We start from the raw sequence: 16,201 nt of genomic DNA on the forward strand, positions 1-16,201 counted from the left end.
GTCGACGGGGCCGGGGAGCGGGCATTTGGGGAGGAATCCCCGCTCCGAGATCTGCTCCAGGGGATGGGAGAGATCCGTGACAGACATTGCGTCTGTCGAGGGCTATATGAGCATTCCCAACCTTGATGGTTCGTGAAGATTCTGTCTTTCTCGCAGAAAGATTAAGGACAGATTCATAAGTCAAACTGCGCCCGTACTTAATAAATACGATGTAACGCGACGCATTGTTTCATTTACTAATACTTCCTGGTTAAGAAACTGGAAAATCAATGAGCCTGGTCCCAGTTTTCCCCGATTCCGGTGTCAACCACCAACGGCACACGCAGGCTCGCCGCCGACGCCATCCGCTGCTCGACTTCGCCGCGCAAGGTGTCAATGAAGTCCGCATCGGCCTCGAATACCAGTTCATCGTGTACCTGCAGGATCATCTTGGCCTTGTCACTGTGCCCCTGCAGCCAACCATCCACGCTGACCATGGCGCGCTTGATGATGTCCGCGGCGGTGCCCTGCATCGGTGCATTGATCGCGGCGCGTTCGGCGCCGGCGCGCAGGCCCTGGTTGCGGGCGTGGATATCGTTCAGATACAGGCGGCGACCAAACAGGGTTTCGACATAACCGTGGTCGCGTGCCTGCACCCGCATTCTTTCCATGAAATCGCGCACCGCCGGATAGCGGCTGAAATACAGCGCCACATAATCCTGTGCCTGGCCGCGGTCGATGCCCAGGTTCTTGGCCAGGCCGAAGGCGCTCATGCCATACATCAGGCCGAAGTTGATCGCCTTTGCGGCGCGGCGCTCGTTCGGCGTCACTTCCTCCAGCGCGCGCCCGAACACTTCGGCGGCGGTGGCACGGTGCACGTCGGCGCCCTGTTCGAACGCGCGCACCAGGCCCGGGTCTTCGGACAGGTGCGCCATGATGCGCAGCTCGATCTGCGAGTAATCGCAGGCCATCAGCTTGCGCCCCGGCGGTGCCACGAAGGCCTGGCGGATGCGGCGGCCATCGTCGGTGCGGATCGGGATGTTCTGCAGGTTGGGATCGGATGAGGACAGCCGCCCGGTTGCCGCGCCCGACTGGTGGTAGCTGGTGTGCACGCGGCCGGTATCCGGGTTGACCATCTCCGGCAGCTTGTCGGTATAGGTGCTGCGCAGCTTGGCCAGGCCGCGGTATTCCAGGATCACCCGCGGCAGCTCGTGCTGCTCGGCAATCGCCTCCAGCGCTTCTTCGTTGGTGCTGGGCTGGCCCTTGGGGGTTTTCACCAGCGCCGGCAAACCCAGCTCATCGAACAACACCGCCTGCAGCTGCTTGGGCGAGTCCAGGTTGAAGGTATGCCCGGCCAGCTCGGTGGCCTTCTGCTGCGCGGCCAGCATGCGCGCGGACAGGTCGCTGCTCTGCCGCTTCAGCTCGGCCATGTCGATGCGCACGCCATTGGCTTCGATGCGTGCAAGCACCGGCACCAGCGGCATTTCGATATCGCGGTAGACACTTTCCAGCGACGGCACGGCAGCCAGCTGCGGGCCCAGCACGCGGTGCAGGCGCAGGGTGATATCCGCATCCTCGGCCGCATAGGCACCGGCTTCGTCGATGCCGACCTGGGCGAAGGAGATCTGCTTTGCGCCCTTGCCCGCCACTTCCTCGAACTTGGTGGTGGTGTAGCCGAGATAGCGCTGCGCCAGCGAGTCCATGTCATGACGGGTGGCCGTCGAATTGAGCACGAAGCTTTCCAGCATAGTGTCGTCGGCATAGCCCTGCACGTCGACGCCGTGGCGGCGCAGCACATGGATGTCGTACTTGCCGTGCTGGCCGAGCTTCTTCTTGCTGGCGTCCTGCAACAGCGGGCGCAGTGCATCCAGCACCTGCTGCATCGGCAGCTGTGCCGGCGCACCCGGGTAGATATGGCCGACCGGGATATACGCGCCCTTGCCCGGCTCCACCGCCAGGCTGATGCCGACCAGGTTGGCGCGCATCGCGTCCAGCGCATCGGTTTCGGTATCGAAGGCGAACTCGTCGGCGGCCTGCAGCCGCTGTATCCAGGCCTGCAATTGTTCGGTGGTGAATACCGTTTCGTATTCACCCTTTACCGCCATGGCCGGGTCCAGGCCTACAACCGGCTCGCTGTCGGCAGCCTTGGCGTAGCCGGCGGCGGTGCCGCGCAGGCTCGGCTTGGTGTCGCTGGCCACATCCGGTGCGGCCACCCCGCCCAGCTCACGCAGGGCCTGGGTGAAGCCGTAACGCGCATACAGGCCGCGCAGCGATTCCACATCCTGCTCGCGCAGCTGCAGATCACGTGGGCCCTGCGGCAGCGGCACGTCGGTGCGGATGGTGACCAGATCACGGTTCAATGGCAGCCGCGGCAGCGCAGCGCGCAGGTTCTCGCCGATCTTGCCCTTCATGGTCGGCGCGGCGGCGATCACGCCGTCCAGATCCTTGTACTCCGCCAGCCATTTGGCGGCGGTCTTGGGCCCGCACTTCTCCACGCCCGGCACGTTGTCGACGGTATCGCCCATCAGCGCCAGGTAATCGACGATCTGCTCGGCGTGCACGCCGAACTTGTCCATCACCGCCGCGTCCGAATCGGTACGGCTACCGGTCATGGTATTGACCAGCACCACGCCCGGGCGCACCAGCTGGGCGAAATCCTTGTCGCCGGTGGAAATGGTCACTTCCAGCCCGTCGGCAGCGGCGGCCAGCGCCAGCGTGCCGATCACGTCATCGGCTTCCACCCCATCCACGCGCAGGATGTCGATGCCCAGCGCCTGCACGATGTCGCACATCGGCTGTACCTGCGAGCGCAGGTCGTCGGGCATCGGCGGGCGGTTGGCCTTGTACTCGGCGTACATGTCGTCACGGAAGGTCTTGCCCGGCGCATCGACCACGAAGGCGACGTATTCGGGCTTTTCCTTCAGCGTGGAACGCAGCATGTTGACCACGCCGAACAACGCGCCGGTAGGCTCACCGTTGGCATTGGTCAGTGGCGGGAGTGCGTGGAACGCTCGGTACAGGTAACTGGACCCGTCTATCAGGACTAATCTGCTCATGCGCTGATTCTACGCGGCGGGCCGTTGCTGCACGTAGACAGGCATAATCGGGGCATTCCCACCGAAGGAAGCACCACCATGAAATCCTTGCTGCTGATCCCCCTGCTGGCCCTGGCTGGCTGCGCCACGCTCGGCGATGGCTCGCCGCCGGTCGACGTCAAAGGTGCGGATGTCACCCGCAAGGCGATGGACAACGGCGACACCATCGAGGAATACCGCGTCGGCGGCACCCTGCGCATGGTCAAGGTAACCCCCTCGCGCGGCGCACCGTTCTACATGTACGACCGCGATGGCGACGGCCGCATGGACAGCGACAAGGATGGCACCAAGCCGGTCTACTGGAAGCTGTATAGCTGGTGATCTTCTGCCCCCTCCCTTGCGTGCGTAGCAGGCAGGGGAGGGTTGGGGAGGGGTGCTTCTGGCAGCCAAGCCTGAAGGCCGGCTGGCCTTTTCACCAGGATAAGACAAAGCCCTCGAATCGAGGGCTTTGTTGATTCTGGCTTCTTGTTTCTTTGGGGCCACGGCAAAAAGCACCCCTCCCCAGCCCTCCCCTTTGCCTGCGGCAAAAGGGAGGGGGCTCAAGCCCTCAGCGGATCACCAGCACCGGTACCGTGCTGCGGGCCAGCACTTCGGCGGTCTGGCTGCCCAGCAGGACGCGGGTGACGCCACGGCGGCCGTGCGAGGTCATCACCAGCAGGTCGCTGTTGCAGGCCTTGGCGGTGTCGATGATGCCGTCGGCGGCGTAGCGGTCCAGCACATGGTGGGTCTGCACATCGGCCACATTGGCCGCGTGTGCCGCTTGCAGCGCCGGCTGCAGGATCTTCTGCGCGGCTTCCTCACGGTCTTTCTTGTACTCCGGGCTGGCCTCATAACCGGCACTCCAGCCCATGGCGTCGTACATGCCCACCGCCCACGGCTCGGAAACGGTGACGATGTCGGCGTGTGCGCCCAACTGGGCGGCCAGTTCCAGGCCCTTGGCCAACCCCTTGGCGGAAAGCTCGGAACCATCGGTGGCGATCAGGATGCGCTTGTACATGGCAGTTCTCCTTGGTTGAAGGGTGGTGGGGACACCATTGCACACCTGATGGTGCCCCCATGCCTTGCGCAAGATCAAACCGGGCCGATCAACGGTTCACCCATACCTCCCAGTGTGGTCCGCGCTGCTGCCAGTCGAATTCCACCGGCAGGAACTTCTCGATCAGCCGCGCATTGCTGCGCAGGTGGTCGCTGATAAGCGCCGTGGTGAAGCTGCCGCCGCCAGCCAGGGCCATCGGCAGCAGCAGCTGGTCGGACAGGTGTTCGCCCACGCAGGCGCCGCCATCCAGGTAGGCCTGCACGGTAGCGGCCAGCCGGCCAGCGACGTCCTCCGCCGCCAGCCCGCGCTCGCCGTGGCTGTCGAAATGCTCCACGTGCGCGGCATGCTGCACCGTCATCGAGGCAACATTGCCCGGACCCAGCGCCGGCCGCACCACCCGCACATGGCGCGGATGCGCATCCACCCCGAACCGCTGCGCCAGCACGTCGAGCTCACGCTGGCCGATGGCGGCGGGCAGGCCCGACACCAGCACCTGTGCATCCAGCGTCTGCAACGGCCCGCGCACGCTGAACGCCTGCGCCTGCAGCTGCGGGCAGGCCTGCACCGTCGCCTCCAGCACGCCGCCACCGGCCGGATGGAAACCCGGCACATGCAGCTGCAGTTCCGCCTGTACACCCATCCGCGCCAAGGCCGGCAGATAGCAGCTGCTGATGAAGTCGGCACTGGGCGCCATCGGATTGTGCGTGCCGCCCTCCAGCCGCAGCCGCGATGGCGAAGCCGCCTGCCACAAGGCCGGCAGCAGCGTCTGCAATACCAGCGTCGCCGAACCGGCACTGCCGATGGCGAACTGGTAGTCACCGGCCTGCACCGGGCCGGGCGCGAACCGCAGGGTGGTCGCACCCAACGCTGCGCCTTCCACCTGCGCACCACTGATGCGTGCCGCCGCGTTGACCGCGGTCAGGTGCTGACGCATCAGCCCCGGACGCGGACGCTTGGCGCGGATGTCCTGCATCGCAAAGCCAATGCCGGTGCACAGGCTCAAGCTCAAGGCCGAGCGCAGCAGTTGCCCGCCGCCCTGGCTTCCGTCTATTTCAATCATCTCCATTGTCTTGCCTTCCTTTGGCGCCCCACCGCAGCAGGGCGCCCTTTCCTTATCCCTTCACACATACCACCTGACGCAGGGTATGCATGATCTCAACCAGATCGCGCTGCGCCTCCATCACCGCCTCGATCGGCTTGTAGGCGGCCGGTGACTCATCCACCACCGCAGCGTCCTTGCGGCACTCCACGTGCGCGGTGGCCTTGATGTGGTCATCCACGCTGATCAGCTTGCGCGCCTTGGTGCGGCTCATCACGCGGCCGGCACCGTGGCTGCAGCTGTGGAAGCTGTCGGCATTGCCCAGCCCGCGCACGATGAAGCTCTTGGCACCCATGCTGCCCGGGATGATGCCCATCTCGCCCTTGCGCGCACTCACCGCGCCCTTGCGGGTAACCAGCACATCCTTGCCGAAGTGGTGCTCGCGGTTGACGTAGTTGTGGTGGCAGTTGACCGCCTCGGCCTGGGCCTCGAACGGCTTGCTGATCACCGTGCGCGCGGCCGCAACCACGTTGCGCATCATCACCTCGCGGTTGATGCGGGCGAAACGCTGTGCCCAGTCCACCGCAAACACATAGTCACCGTAGTGCGCGCTGCCTTCCGGCAGGTACGCAAGGTCCTGGTCCGGCAGATTGATCATCCAGCGACGCATTTCCTGCTTGGCCAGCTCGATGAAGTAGGTGCCGATGGCATTGCCGACGCCGCGCGAACCGGAGTGCAGCATGAACCACACGCGCTGCGCCTCATCCAGGCATACCTCGACAAAGTGATTGCCGGTGCCAAGCGTTCCCAGGTGCTTGAGGTTGTTGGTGTTCTTCAGCTTGGGGTGACGCTCGCAGATCAGCGCGAAGTCGGCAGCAAGCTGCGACCAGCCTTCAACCGCCAGCTCCGGCGCGGTGTCCCAGCTGCCCTTGTCTCGGCCGCCACGGGTCACGCTGCGGCCATGCGGAACCGCCCGTTCGATCGCGCTGCGCAGAGCCGACAGATTGTCGGGCAGGTCGCTGGCAGTCAGCGTGGTACGGGTGGCAATCATGCCGCAGCCGATATCCACGCCCACCGCCGCCGGGATGATGGCGCCGATGGTCGGCACCACCGAACCCACGGTTGCGCCCTTGCCCAGATGCACGTCGGGCATCACCGCCACCCATTGATGGATGAAGGGCAGGCGCGCGATGTTCTTCAGCTGCTCGCGGGCTTCGTCCTCCAAGGGCACGCCGCGCGTCCACAGCTTGATCGGTGCCGCACCCGGCTCCTGGATGACGTTGTAGTTGGTGTCGTTCATTGATGGCTTTCCTGTCATCTTCAAATCAAAGGTGCGGTGACAAAGGGGAGTGGAACTGTCTGCAGAACCAGGCCGGAGCCTGCTAAAGCAGCCGGGACTTGAACCCGACCCCGAAGGGCTTCCAATGTAGTTCCACCTGCATTCACCGCGTGAAACATCTGCAAAAGGCGCCGGCCTGCACGACGAGGTTTGAAGGAACATCCTGCTCTGACCTGACTGAGCTACCGCTGTGTTTCCACAGCGGGCGGGATTCGAACCCGCGACCCGGAGCTTAAGAGGCTGTAGTTCCTTCGGCATTCGTGCATGCCGACATTGAAACAGTCATGCCGAGGCATGAGGTAGTGCGAAAGGGTGCCGGCTTGTACGACAAGAATGAAGGAACGTTTCACCACCGTGCCACGAGGGCAAGGCGGCGATCCTGCTCTAACCACTGAGCTACCGGTGCATTGCGGCACCGGGCGGGAATCGAACCCGCGACCTGGAGCGTGCTTGGCTGTAGTTCCATCGGCATTCGTACAGACCGACATTGAAGGTGGGAGCAGACGGCAAGGTTTGAACTGACTTTCCGGATTCGAACCGGAATGAACAACCAATGTAGTCAGCCCGGCATCCGCCTTCTCCCATGAAATAGTCTCCAGGCCCGGCCGGCCCCATTGCCGGCCGGGCATCACATCGGCGATATCCGTATCGCCCTTACAAATCCATCGCCGCGATCCGCTCCACCCAGCGCGGACGCTGTGCCGGCGGCAGGCTGGCATTGGCCAGCAACTCGAACACCGCATCGCTGAAGCCGCCGATATGCAGCACGTCCTCGCGTTCAACGGCCTGGCTGCTGGACACCGGCTGCAGGTCGATGCAGACCAGCTGCGCCTGCGGGCAACGCGCCTTCAGCGCGGCCCACTCACGCATGGTTGCGGTCTCACGGTTGCCACGGGTGTCTTGCCAGCTCTCGTTGTCCGACACCAGTACCAGCAGATCCACCTGCGCCCGCTTGCGGTTCAAGTAGGCCAACGGCGCGCTCACCGAGGTGCCGCCACCATTGATCGCCAACTGCCGTGCCAAGGTCATCACGCTGTCGCGCGGATTCAAGGACTGCGAATGCACCTCGGTATCGAACGGCAGCACCTGCGCCTGCGGATGACCGCGCAACACACAGGCCGCGATCAGGGCCGCCACATCCACGCAACGTGCTGCCGAGCTTGCGCCCTGGCGATAGCCGGTTACCGGCCACTGCATCGAACCGGAAACGTCCACCGCCACCACCACGTTGCCCTGCAATGCCGGCACCGAGGCGGTCGCCACTTCCATTGCATCCTGCAACGCATCCAGGATCGGACGCGGCAAAGCGGCACCGGCGTGGTAGGCGATCAGCAACTGGTACGGCATTACCCGCGAACGGGCGATCTGCTGCGGGTCACGCAGCTTGGCGGCAACTTCGGCCACCATCGCCGCGTCCTCGAACACACCGTGACGGGCAAAGGTGTTCAAGTTCATCCGCAGCTGCTGCCAGGACGAGTTGCGTGCCAGCACCGACCACTGCGCCGCATCCAAGGCCAGCGCGCTGTAGTACTGGAAGGGCAGGTCCGGCAGCATGCCGCGCGGGTCACGCTTGAATGCCTCATAGGCACGCAGTTCGGCTGGCAGCAGCGCCTCGTCGTACGGCCGCCCGATCACCCAGGCATACAGCGCTTCACGCGCGGCATCCTGCGGCTTGGGGTGGACCATGCGGATCACGTCGGCCAGCGACGGTTGGTTGCCGATCGCCGCGCGGATGATCGCCTTCGGCGAGGCCTGCTGCAGCCACTGCCGCAGCAGACGCTTCGGCAGCGAGCCCAGCGAGCGGCGACCGATCCGGCCACTGCGCATGACCTGCACGAAGGTGCGGAGCATGCGGCCGTTGTCGATCACATGCGGGAAGGCAGCAGCAAAGGCCTCGCCATCACGCACGCTGAGCATCGCCAACAGCAACGCCGGCATGTCCTTCATATGCGCCACGCCGTGGGCATAGGCCGCGGTGCGGGCAATGAAGCCGGCATCAACCTCACTGCACAGCGCCTGCATCTGCTCCAGCTGCGCATCGGCGCTGGCGTAGAAGGTGTTGTTCAAGCAACCGGTGGCGGCGAACAGGGCCAACGCCGCACGCGGGTCACGGGCATAGGCCGATCCACCGGCTTCATTGCGGACCGTGGTCTTCGGCAGCAGGGCGCCACGGAAGGATGCGAACAGGTTTGCGTTGGCCATTTGCTACTCCTCGGCGGGAAAAGCCCGCGTCTGTCTTGGCCCTATACAACGCAATCGCCGTGCCAACTTTTTCAGTAGACGGTCAACTTATTGATTTAAATACCTATATCAACAAAATCGCCCGGCCCACAAGATTCGCTATTCGGATATTTCGTATACTTTCATAGCGTTATTTATAGGAATGGATATGTCCAAGCGTCAGGTGATTTTCGGCATGCTCGGCACCCAGCTGGATTCGGGCAGCGGCCCCGGCCGCTGGGAGAAATGGCGGCCCACGGTCGCGCTGGGCATGCACGAGGACTTCCAGCCCGACCGCATCGAGCTGATGCTGGACCAGCGCCGCTTCAGCCGGCTGGCCAACCTGGTGCAGGAGGATCTGGCGCTGGTATCACCCAGCACCGAGCTGCGCCTGCACGACACCTACCTGGTCGACCCCTGGGAGTTCGAGGGTGTGTACGCGCGCCTGCATGACTTCCTGGCGGCCTACCCGTTCCAGCCGGACGAGGAGGACTACTACGTCCACATCACCACCGGCACCCACGTCACCCAGATCTGCTGGTTCCTGCTGACCGAGAGCCGGCACTTCCCCGGCCGCCTGCTGCAGACCTCGCCGCCGCGCAAACAAGGCAATGGCGACCCCGGCAGCCACACCGTGATCGACCTGGACCTGTCGCGCTACGACCACATCGCCCAGCGCTTCGCCCAGCAGCAGCTGCAGGACCGCGACCTGCTCAAGAGCGGCATCGCCACCCGCAACCCCACCTTCAACCGGATGATCGAGCAGATCGAGAAGGTGGCCACGCGCTCGCGTGCCCCGATGTTGCTGACCGGGCCCACCGGTGCCGGCAAAAGCCAGCTGGCCAAGCGCGTGTTCGAGCTGAAGAAGCTCAAGCACCAGCTGCCCGGTCGCTTCGTCGAAGTGAACTGCGCCACCCTGCGCGGCGACGGCGCGATGAGCACCTTGTTCGGCCACACCAAGGGCGCCTATACCGGCGCCAGCAGCGACCGTGCCGGCCTGCTGCGTTCGGCCCACCAGGGCCTGCTGTTCCTGGATGAGATCGGCGAGCTGGGCGCTGACGAACAGGCCATGCTGCTGCGCGCTTTGGAAGAGAAGCGCTTCCTGCCGGTGGGCAGCGACCGCGAGGTGGAGAGCGATTTCCAGCTGATCGCCGGCACCAATCGCGACCTTCAGCACGACGTGCGGCTCGGCCGCTTCCGCGAGGACCTGCTGGCGCGCCTGAACCTGTGGACCTACCAGCTGCCCGGCCTGGCGCAGCGCAGCGAGGACATCGAGCCCAATCTGGAATTCGAGCTGGAGCGCTGGTCACGCGAGCAGCACGAACGCGTGCGCTTCAATGCCGAGGCACGCGAACGCTACCTCCGTTTTGCCAGCAGCGCCGATGCCGCCTGGCGCGGCAACTTCCGCGACCTTGGCGCCAGCGTGGTGCGCATGGCCACATTGGCCAATGCAGGACGCATCCAGACCGATGGCGTGGATGAGGAAATCGGCCGCCTGCGTGCGCAGTGGCATGGCGGCGATGATGCCTCGCCACTGCAGGCCCTGATGGGCGATGCGGCAAACCAGCTGGATCGCTTCGATCGCGTGCAGTTGGAGGAAGTAGTGCGCGTCAGCCTGCGCTCAAAAACACTGTCTGCCGCCGGCCGCGAACTGTTCGCGGTATCACGCACCCAACGCGCGAGCACCAACGACGCCGACCGCCTACGCAAATACCTGGCCAAGTTCGATCTGGATTGGGAGCAGCTGCGAAATCGCGCAACCCAACTGTAGTGCCGAGCCATGCTCGGCAGCCTTTCACACAGACAATGGGCGCCGACACATCGCCGGCACCCACAGACGAATCAAATCACCGTCAAATTCGCATACGCCATCACCAGCCACTTGCTGCCGGCGTCGGCGAACTCGACCTGCACGCGCGCGTGCTGGCCGTTGCCTTCGTAGTCGGTGACCATGCCTTCGCCGAACTTCGGGTGATTGACCAGCGCACCAAGCTTGATCGGTGGCGCCTCGATGTTGGCGTGGCCGCCCATGACCCGGTTGGCACCGAGCGAAGCCGGGCGCGAGACCTGCACCTTGGGGCGGACCTCATTGAGCAGCTCGCGCGGGATCTCGCGCAGGAAGCGTGACGGCAGGCTGTAGTTGTCCTGCCCATGGATGCGGCGCGATTCGGCATACGCCAGCACCAGCTTCTGGCGCGCGCGGGTGATACCGACATAGGCCAGACGGCGCTCTTCTTCCAGCCGCCCACTTTCTTCCAGCGAACGTGCGCTGGGGAACAGACCTTCTTCCATGCCGGCAAGGAACACCAACGGGAACTCCAGGCCCTTGGCCGAATGCAGCGTCATCAACTGCACGCCTTCTTCGCCGGCCTGGGCCTGGCCTTCGCCCGCTTCCAACGAGGCATAGGACAGGAAGGCGACCAGCTCGCTCATGTCCTCTGCACCTTCTTCGATATCGTCTTCGCGGCGCACGAAGCGTGAGGCCACCGAGATCAATTCGTCGAGGTTGTCGGTGCGCGATTCCGAATCCAGCGCATTGCGGCTTTCCTTGCCCCAATGCTCACGCAGCGCCGAACGCGACAGCACGTGATCGATGCGTTCGGACAGATCCATCTCGCCGGTTTCAGCGGTGATCTGCTGCACCAGGTTGATGAAGCCAGCCAGCGCATTCTTGGCACGCGAGGTCAGATCCGTGCCCTGCGTGGCCAGCATCGCCGCTTCCCACAGCGGCAGCGCCTGCTGCCGGGCGATACGCCGCACTTCGTCCAGCGTGCGCTCGCCGATGCCACGCGTCGGTGTGTTCACCGCACGCTCGAAAGCCGCATCGTCGTTGCGGTTGGTCATCAGCCGCAGATAGGCCAGCGCATCCTTGATTTCCGCACGCTCGAAGAAGCGCATGCCGCCATAGACACGGTACGGCACCTGCTCGCTGAGCAGCGCTTCTTCGAAGGCGCGCGACTGCGCGTTGCTGCGGTAGAGCACGGCGACATCGCCGTAGCTGCCGCCATCGCGCACCCATTGCCGCGCGCGCTCAACTAGATAACGCGCCTCGTCCATTTCGTTGTAGGCGGCGAACAGATCGATCGGATCGCCGTCACCGCTGTCGGTCCACAGCTCCTTGCCGATGCGGTCCGGGTTGTGCGCGATCACCGCATTGGCGGCGCCCAGAATATTGGCGGTGGAACGGTAGTTCTGCTCCAGTCGAATGGTCTGCGCGCCCGGGAAATCCTTGAGGAAGCGCTGCACGTTCTCGACCTTGGCACCGCGCCAGCCATAAATGGCCTGGTCATCGTCACCGACCACGAATACATGTGCGCTGTCGCCAGCCAGCACGCGCACGAAGGCGTACTGGATGGCATTGGTGTCCTGGAACTCGTCGACCAGGATTTCGCGGAAACGGGCGCGGTAATGGGCAAGCAGCGCCGGATTGTCGCGCAGCAGTTCGTGCGCACGCAGCAGCAGCTCGGCGAAGTCGACCAGACCGGCACGGTCGCAGCGCTCCTGGTAGGCCGCATAGGCCTGGCGCAGGGTTTCGCCCCACTGGTCATGTGGCTCGGGCTGGATGTGCTGCGGGCGGCGACCCTCATCCTTCTGCGTGTTGATCCACCACATCACCTGCTTGGGCGGATACTTGCTGTCATCCAGTTCCAGCTGCTGCACCACGCGCTTGATCATGCGCAGCTGGTCGTCCGAATCCATCACCTGGAAGGCCTCGGGCAGCTTGGCATCGGCCCAGTGCAGGCGCAGCAGGCGGTGGGCCAGGCCGTGGAAGGTACCGATCCACATGCCGCGGCTGCCCTTGCTCAGCTGCAGGTCGATGCGGTGGCGCATTTCGCCCGCCGCCTTGTTGGTGAAGGTGACAGCAAAAATGCCGTGCGCAGGCACACCGCAGACCTCGGTGAGCCAGGCGATGCGATGGATAAGCACGCGCGTCTTGCCGGAACCGGCACCGGCGAGAATCAGGTGGTGACCAAGAGGCGCGGAAACGGCCTCGCGCTGGGCTGCGTTCAGCCCGTCGAGCAAGTGGGAAACATCCATGCGCCCATTTTACGGGATGCGGCGCAACGGTTCCTGTAATGCCGAGCCATGCTCGGCAAGGGGACTTGTCGAAGGCCGCTTCTGTAGTGCCGAGCCATGCTCGGCAGGGGCTTTACCGAAGACCGCCTCTGTAGTGCCGAGCCATGCTCGGCAGGGGCATTCCCGGGCAACCCCCCTGCAGGAGCGGCGTGAGCCGCGAAGCTGGCACTGCTGGAAAGGCCCCGGAAGCCAACCCCTCCCCAACCCTCCCCTACGCTTCGCGCAAGGGAGGGGGCAACAGCACCTGCTTTGCCGCAGCCGCGGCCTGCCCGCGCAATTCAGGAATGGCCAGGCTTTCCCAGAGGCTGCCGATACGCAGGCTGCCCAGCACCTGGATGCGTGATTCCACCCGGCCCTCGGCATCGATCAAGCTGCCGTCCGCCGCGGTATCCAGACCAATCCCATGCGGACCGGGGCGGCCCACGCCACTGCCCAGCAACTGCTGCAGCAGCGGGTTGCGCATTGCCTGCGCACGCATTTCCACGCCGGTGGCGTTGACCACGCATTGCACTTCCAACTGTAACGGCCGGCGCTGGCGGTCCTGTGCGCCCAGGCAGACGCAGGCGCCTTCGGCGACCGCGGTTTCCAGGCGGCCACGGTGCAGCTGCAGGCGACCGGACTGCTGCAACTCCAGCAGCTGTGCGTGCACAGGTGCGGCTATCCGGTGCCGGTGCACATCCCAATAGCGCACCACATGCCGCAGGAAGCGGCGCTGATCGTCCGGCGACAGGGTTTGCCACAGCCGCTGACCCAGCGGACGGATCCGCTCCATCACGCTCTGCCATGGAATATCACGTACTGCCGCCTCGGCCGCATGGGCGCGCAGTGCGTGCAGCCGCTGGCGCAGATTCATCGCCAGCAGCGGCTCGGGATCGTAATCGGCCGCCGCGCCCTTGGCATGCGGCAAGGGCAGCAGCGCATGCCGCGACAAGACGTGGATGCGGCCGCGATGGCCATTGGCCTGCAGGGTCGCAACGGCGTCGGTCATGCTCAGGCCGGAGCCGATGATCGCCACATCCGCGGAGCCGGCAATGCCGCCCAGCGCCGGGTAATCCCAGGCCTCCACCCGCAGGCTATCAGGCAGGCTGCCGGCGCCGCGTGCCGGCAACGGCCGTAGGGCATTGCCCACCGCCAGAATCACCCGGGCCGCCAGCACCGAACCGCCGCTATCAAGGGTCAGCAGCACGCCGTCGTCATTGGGCTGCAATGCCTGCACCCGCACCGCGAGGATTTCCAGCTGCGCCGGACTGGCATCCAGCGCCTGCTGCAGCCGCAGACGCAGGTAGTCGGCGTAATGGCGGCGCGGCACGAACTGCGAGGCCAGCTGTTCACGCGGCACGGCGGGAAAGGCCTGTACGTCACACAGATAGTCGAGGAAATCCTCGGCTTGTTCAGGAAAGCCGCTCATCTTGGCGGCCGGCACGTTCAGCACGTGCTCCTCGCGGGTGGTGGCGTAGGCCACGCCACGCGCCAGCGGCAGGTTCGGCTCGATCACCAGCAAACGCAGCGGCCCGCTCGCGCCACGCAGTACGCCGATGGCGGCAAGTACGCCGGCGGCGCCACCACCAATGATGGCCAGATCACACAATGCAGGGGTATCGATAACACTCATCCGCCCGATTGTAGGCGATGCAGTACCCGCGCCTGATGCTGCACGGGCATGTATTCATGCTGGCAGGACGGGAACTTTTTCATGCTACTGAAACACAAAACCCGCCTTTCGGCGGGTTCTGCTTGGAACGGCGTTCAAACAACCCCGAAGGATTACTTGATCTTGCCTTCCTTGTACATCACGTGCTTGCGAACAACCGGATCGTACTTGAGGAATTCCATCTTCCCCGGGGTGTTCTTCTTGTTCTTGTCGGTCGTGTAGAAGTGGCCAGTGCCGGCCGAGGAAATCATACGGACCTTATCGCGCTTACCTGCCATGATCGTTTACTCCTCAGACCTTTTCGCCGCGCGCACGCAGCTCAGCCAGAACGGAATCAATGCCGTTCTTGTCGATGGTGCGCAGTGCATGCGCGGAAACACGAAGCTTGATCCAGCGGTTTTCGCTGGCAACCCAGAAACGGCGCTCGTGCAGGTTGGGCAGGAAACGACGACGGGTCTTGTTGTTGGCGTGCGAGACGTTGTTACCCGTCTGCACTCGCTTGCCGGAAACTTGGCATACGCGGGACATTGCGCACCTCGGTAATGTTGATGACTTCCTTAGCCAGGAAGACGGCGGCCCCGGCGGTTACCCGCCACGCGTCATGGGATTCAAAAGGTTACGCCGACGAGGATGGCCAGATGACGTGTTCCCGGCCACCGATCCGGAGAATTCCGGACACAGCGAGCCGGCAACTATCCCAGAACAGTCGGCGCAATGCAACCAATCCAGGAAGCAAGCCCTAGTTGGCGGGCTCATTCACATCGCTGAACGAAATCTTCTGTCCGAAAACCTCGCAGAAGAGGTCTGTCTTTAGTCGCTCAAAAAAATCGTTCGTAGCGGTGTAACCGACATCCGCGATTTTCTGCGTCCCGCCGTTGTTCTTTCTGAACCACCAGCGATCCACCCCATCCAGGTGGCTCTGCAGGTCAGTGAAGCGGTTTGGCACCGTGAGTACAGTCAGGGACAGCATCCGTCTCCGCAAACGCTGCCTTTCCAATCGGCTTTGCTCATCCCCGCCCCGATAGGCGATATGGACGAACGAATCTATCGACTCGAGCAATTCAAGTGCCGTCTCCTTCTGCGACTTCTCACGCTCAGCCTGGAGCATCGCCTGGACTTGTCCCTTGGCTACCTTCGTGGCAACCAAACCACCAATCAACGCCGCACAAAGCGTCGCCATGACATTCGGCCAATCAATCATTTTTAACGCATTCCTTTACGAATTTGGAACCAGCGTTATCGGCTTGGTTACCCGAAATCTTGACCTCGGCAACAGATCACCGCGAACGAGACAGAATGGCTCAGACACACGTATCAAGTGAACATCACCCAAGCACCGGCGCGTACTCGGCTAAGCGCAGCCGGGATTCCTCCGCCAGAAGCCCCGGGTGCGCTGCGCTTACCCGGGCTACGGGACTCTCGGCTCTCGGCTCACCCTGTAGTGCCGAGCCATGCTCGGCAGGGGCCTTACAAGCGAGCCCTCACCCCAACCCCTCTCCCGTTCACGGGAGAGGGGCTTCAAGCAGAGAAGCATCGCAAGCCCGGACCACCGGTTGTAGTGCCGAGCCATGCTCGGCAGAGGCCTTACAAGCGCGCCCCCACCCCAACCCCCCCCCCCTTCACGGGGGGGGGGCTCCAAGAAAGAAGCGACCTCGATCGAAGCTAACTTCCCGTCCCGGTGCACTGTCTCCTTTTAACATCTTACGCTGGCGGCGACATGGCGAGTTGTAGGTTCTTGGTTGGTGCGTTACTATAAAACAAACAA

Annotated in this window: 12 protein-coding genes; 2 read left to right on the forward strand and 10 right to left on the reverse strand. The window is 63.9% G+C overall.

Translation table 11 applies throughout. The features are described from left to right. Positions 1-266 precede the first annotated feature (266 nt). Positions 267-3,035: a DNA polymerase I gene (polA, locus tag ABB27_RS17300; protein ID WP_057630259.1), complete on the reverse strand. Its 2,769-nt coding sequence runs from the start codon at positions 3,033-3,035 to the stop codon at positions 267-269. A gap of 78 nt (positions 3,036-3,113) precedes the next feature. On the opposite strand from polA, the gene ABB27_RS17305 reads away from it, so the two are divergent. Beyond that, a complete protein-coding gene (locus ABB27_RS17305; protein WP_057630260.1) occupies positions 3,114-3,395 on the forward strand; it encodes a DUF2782 domain-containing protein in 282 nt (93 codons plus the stop codon). A 226-nt stretch (positions 3,396-3,621) separates the two neighbouring features. On the opposite strand, the gene ABB27_RS17310 is transcribed toward ABB27_RS17305, so the two are convergent. The 4 genes from ABB27_RS17310 to ABB27_RS17325 form a co-directional block, all read right to left on the reverse strand. Beyond that, positions 3,622-4,071: a universal stress protein gene (locus ABB27_RS17310; protein ID WP_057630262.1), complete on the reverse strand. Its 450-nt coding sequence runs from the start codon at positions 4,069-4,071 to the stop codon at positions 3,622-3,624. An 88-nt stretch (positions 4,072-4,159) separates the two neighbouring features. Then, positions 4,160-5,176 (reverse strand): RNA 3'-terminal phosphate cyclase, encoded by a 1,017-nt coding sequence (gene rtcA / locus ABB27_RS17315; protein WP_057630264.1) that lies wholly within the window; start codon positions 5,174-5,176, stop codon positions 4,160-4,162. Between the two features lie 46 nt (positions 5,177-5,222). After that, positions 5,223-6,449 carry an RtcB family protein gene (locus tag ABB27_RS17320; protein ID WP_057630267.1) on the reverse strand — a complete coding sequence of 409 codons (1,227 nt, stop codon included), beginning with the start codon at positions 6,447-6,449 and terminating at the stop codon, positions 5,223-5,225. A 693-nt stretch (positions 6,450-7,142) separates the two neighbouring features. Then, on the reverse strand, positions 7,143-8,690 hold the full coding sequence (locus tag ABB27_RS17325; protein ID WP_057630269.1) for a vWA domain-containing protein: 1,548 nt from the start codon (positions 8,688-8,690) through the stop codon (positions 7,143-7,145). A 187-nt stretch (positions 8,691-8,877) separates the two neighbouring features. On the opposite strand from ABB27_RS17325, the gene rtcR reads away from it, so the two are divergent. Further along, on the forward strand, positions 8,878-10,479 hold the full coding sequence (rtcR, locus tag ABB27_RS17330; RefSeq protein WP_057630277.1) for an RNA repair transcriptional activator RtcR: 1,602 nt from the start codon (positions 8,878-8,880) through the stop codon (positions 10,477-10,479). A gap of 71 nt (positions 10,480-10,550) precedes the next feature. On the opposite strand, the gene uvrD is transcribed toward rtcR, so the two are convergent. The 5 genes from uvrD to ABB27_RS17355 all read right to left on the reverse strand — a co-directional run bounded on the left by uvrD (position 10,551) and on the right by ABB27_RS17355 (position 15,637). Further along, entirely contained in the window at positions 10,551-12,746 is a 2,196-nt protein-coding gene (gene uvrD, locus ABB27_RS17335) for a DNA helicase II (RefSeq protein ID WP_057630271.1), read from the reverse strand. A 250-nt stretch (positions 12,747-12,996) separates the two neighbouring features. After that, positions 12,997-14,397 (reverse strand): FAD/NAD(P)-binding protein, encoded by a 1,401-nt coding sequence (locus tag ABB27_RS17340; protein WP_057630273.1) that lies wholly within the window; start codon positions 14,395-14,397, stop codon positions 12,997-12,999. A 152-nt stretch (positions 14,398-14,549) separates the two neighbouring features. Further along, positions 14,550-14,717: a 50S ribosomal protein L33 gene (rpmG, locus tag ABB27_RS17345; protein ID WP_172675037.1), complete on the reverse strand. Its 168-nt coding sequence runs from the start codon at positions 14,715-14,717 to the stop codon at positions 14,550-14,552. A gap of 10 nt (positions 14,718-14,727) precedes the next feature. Further along, positions 14,728-14,964 carry a 50S ribosomal protein L28 gene (gene rpmB, locus ABB27_RS17350; protein WP_057630274.1) on the reverse strand — a complete coding sequence of 79 codons (237 nt, stop codon included), beginning with the start codon at positions 14,962-14,964 and terminating at the stop codon, positions 14,728-14,730. Between the two features lie 211 nt (positions 14,965-15,175). Then, positions 15,176-15,637 carry a hypothetical protein gene (locus tag ABB27_RS17355; RefSeq protein WP_057630276.1) on the reverse strand — a complete coding sequence of 154 codons (462 nt, stop codon included), beginning with the start codon at positions 15,635-15,637 and terminating at the stop codon, positions 15,176-15,178. Positions 15,638-16,201 lie beyond the last annotated feature (564 nt).

The sequence above is a fragment of the Stenotrophomonas terrae genome (assembly GCF_001431465.1).
Lineage (GTDB): Bacteria > Pseudomonadota > Gammaproteobacteria > Xanthomonadales > Xanthomonadaceae > Stenotrophomonas > Stenotrophomonas terrae.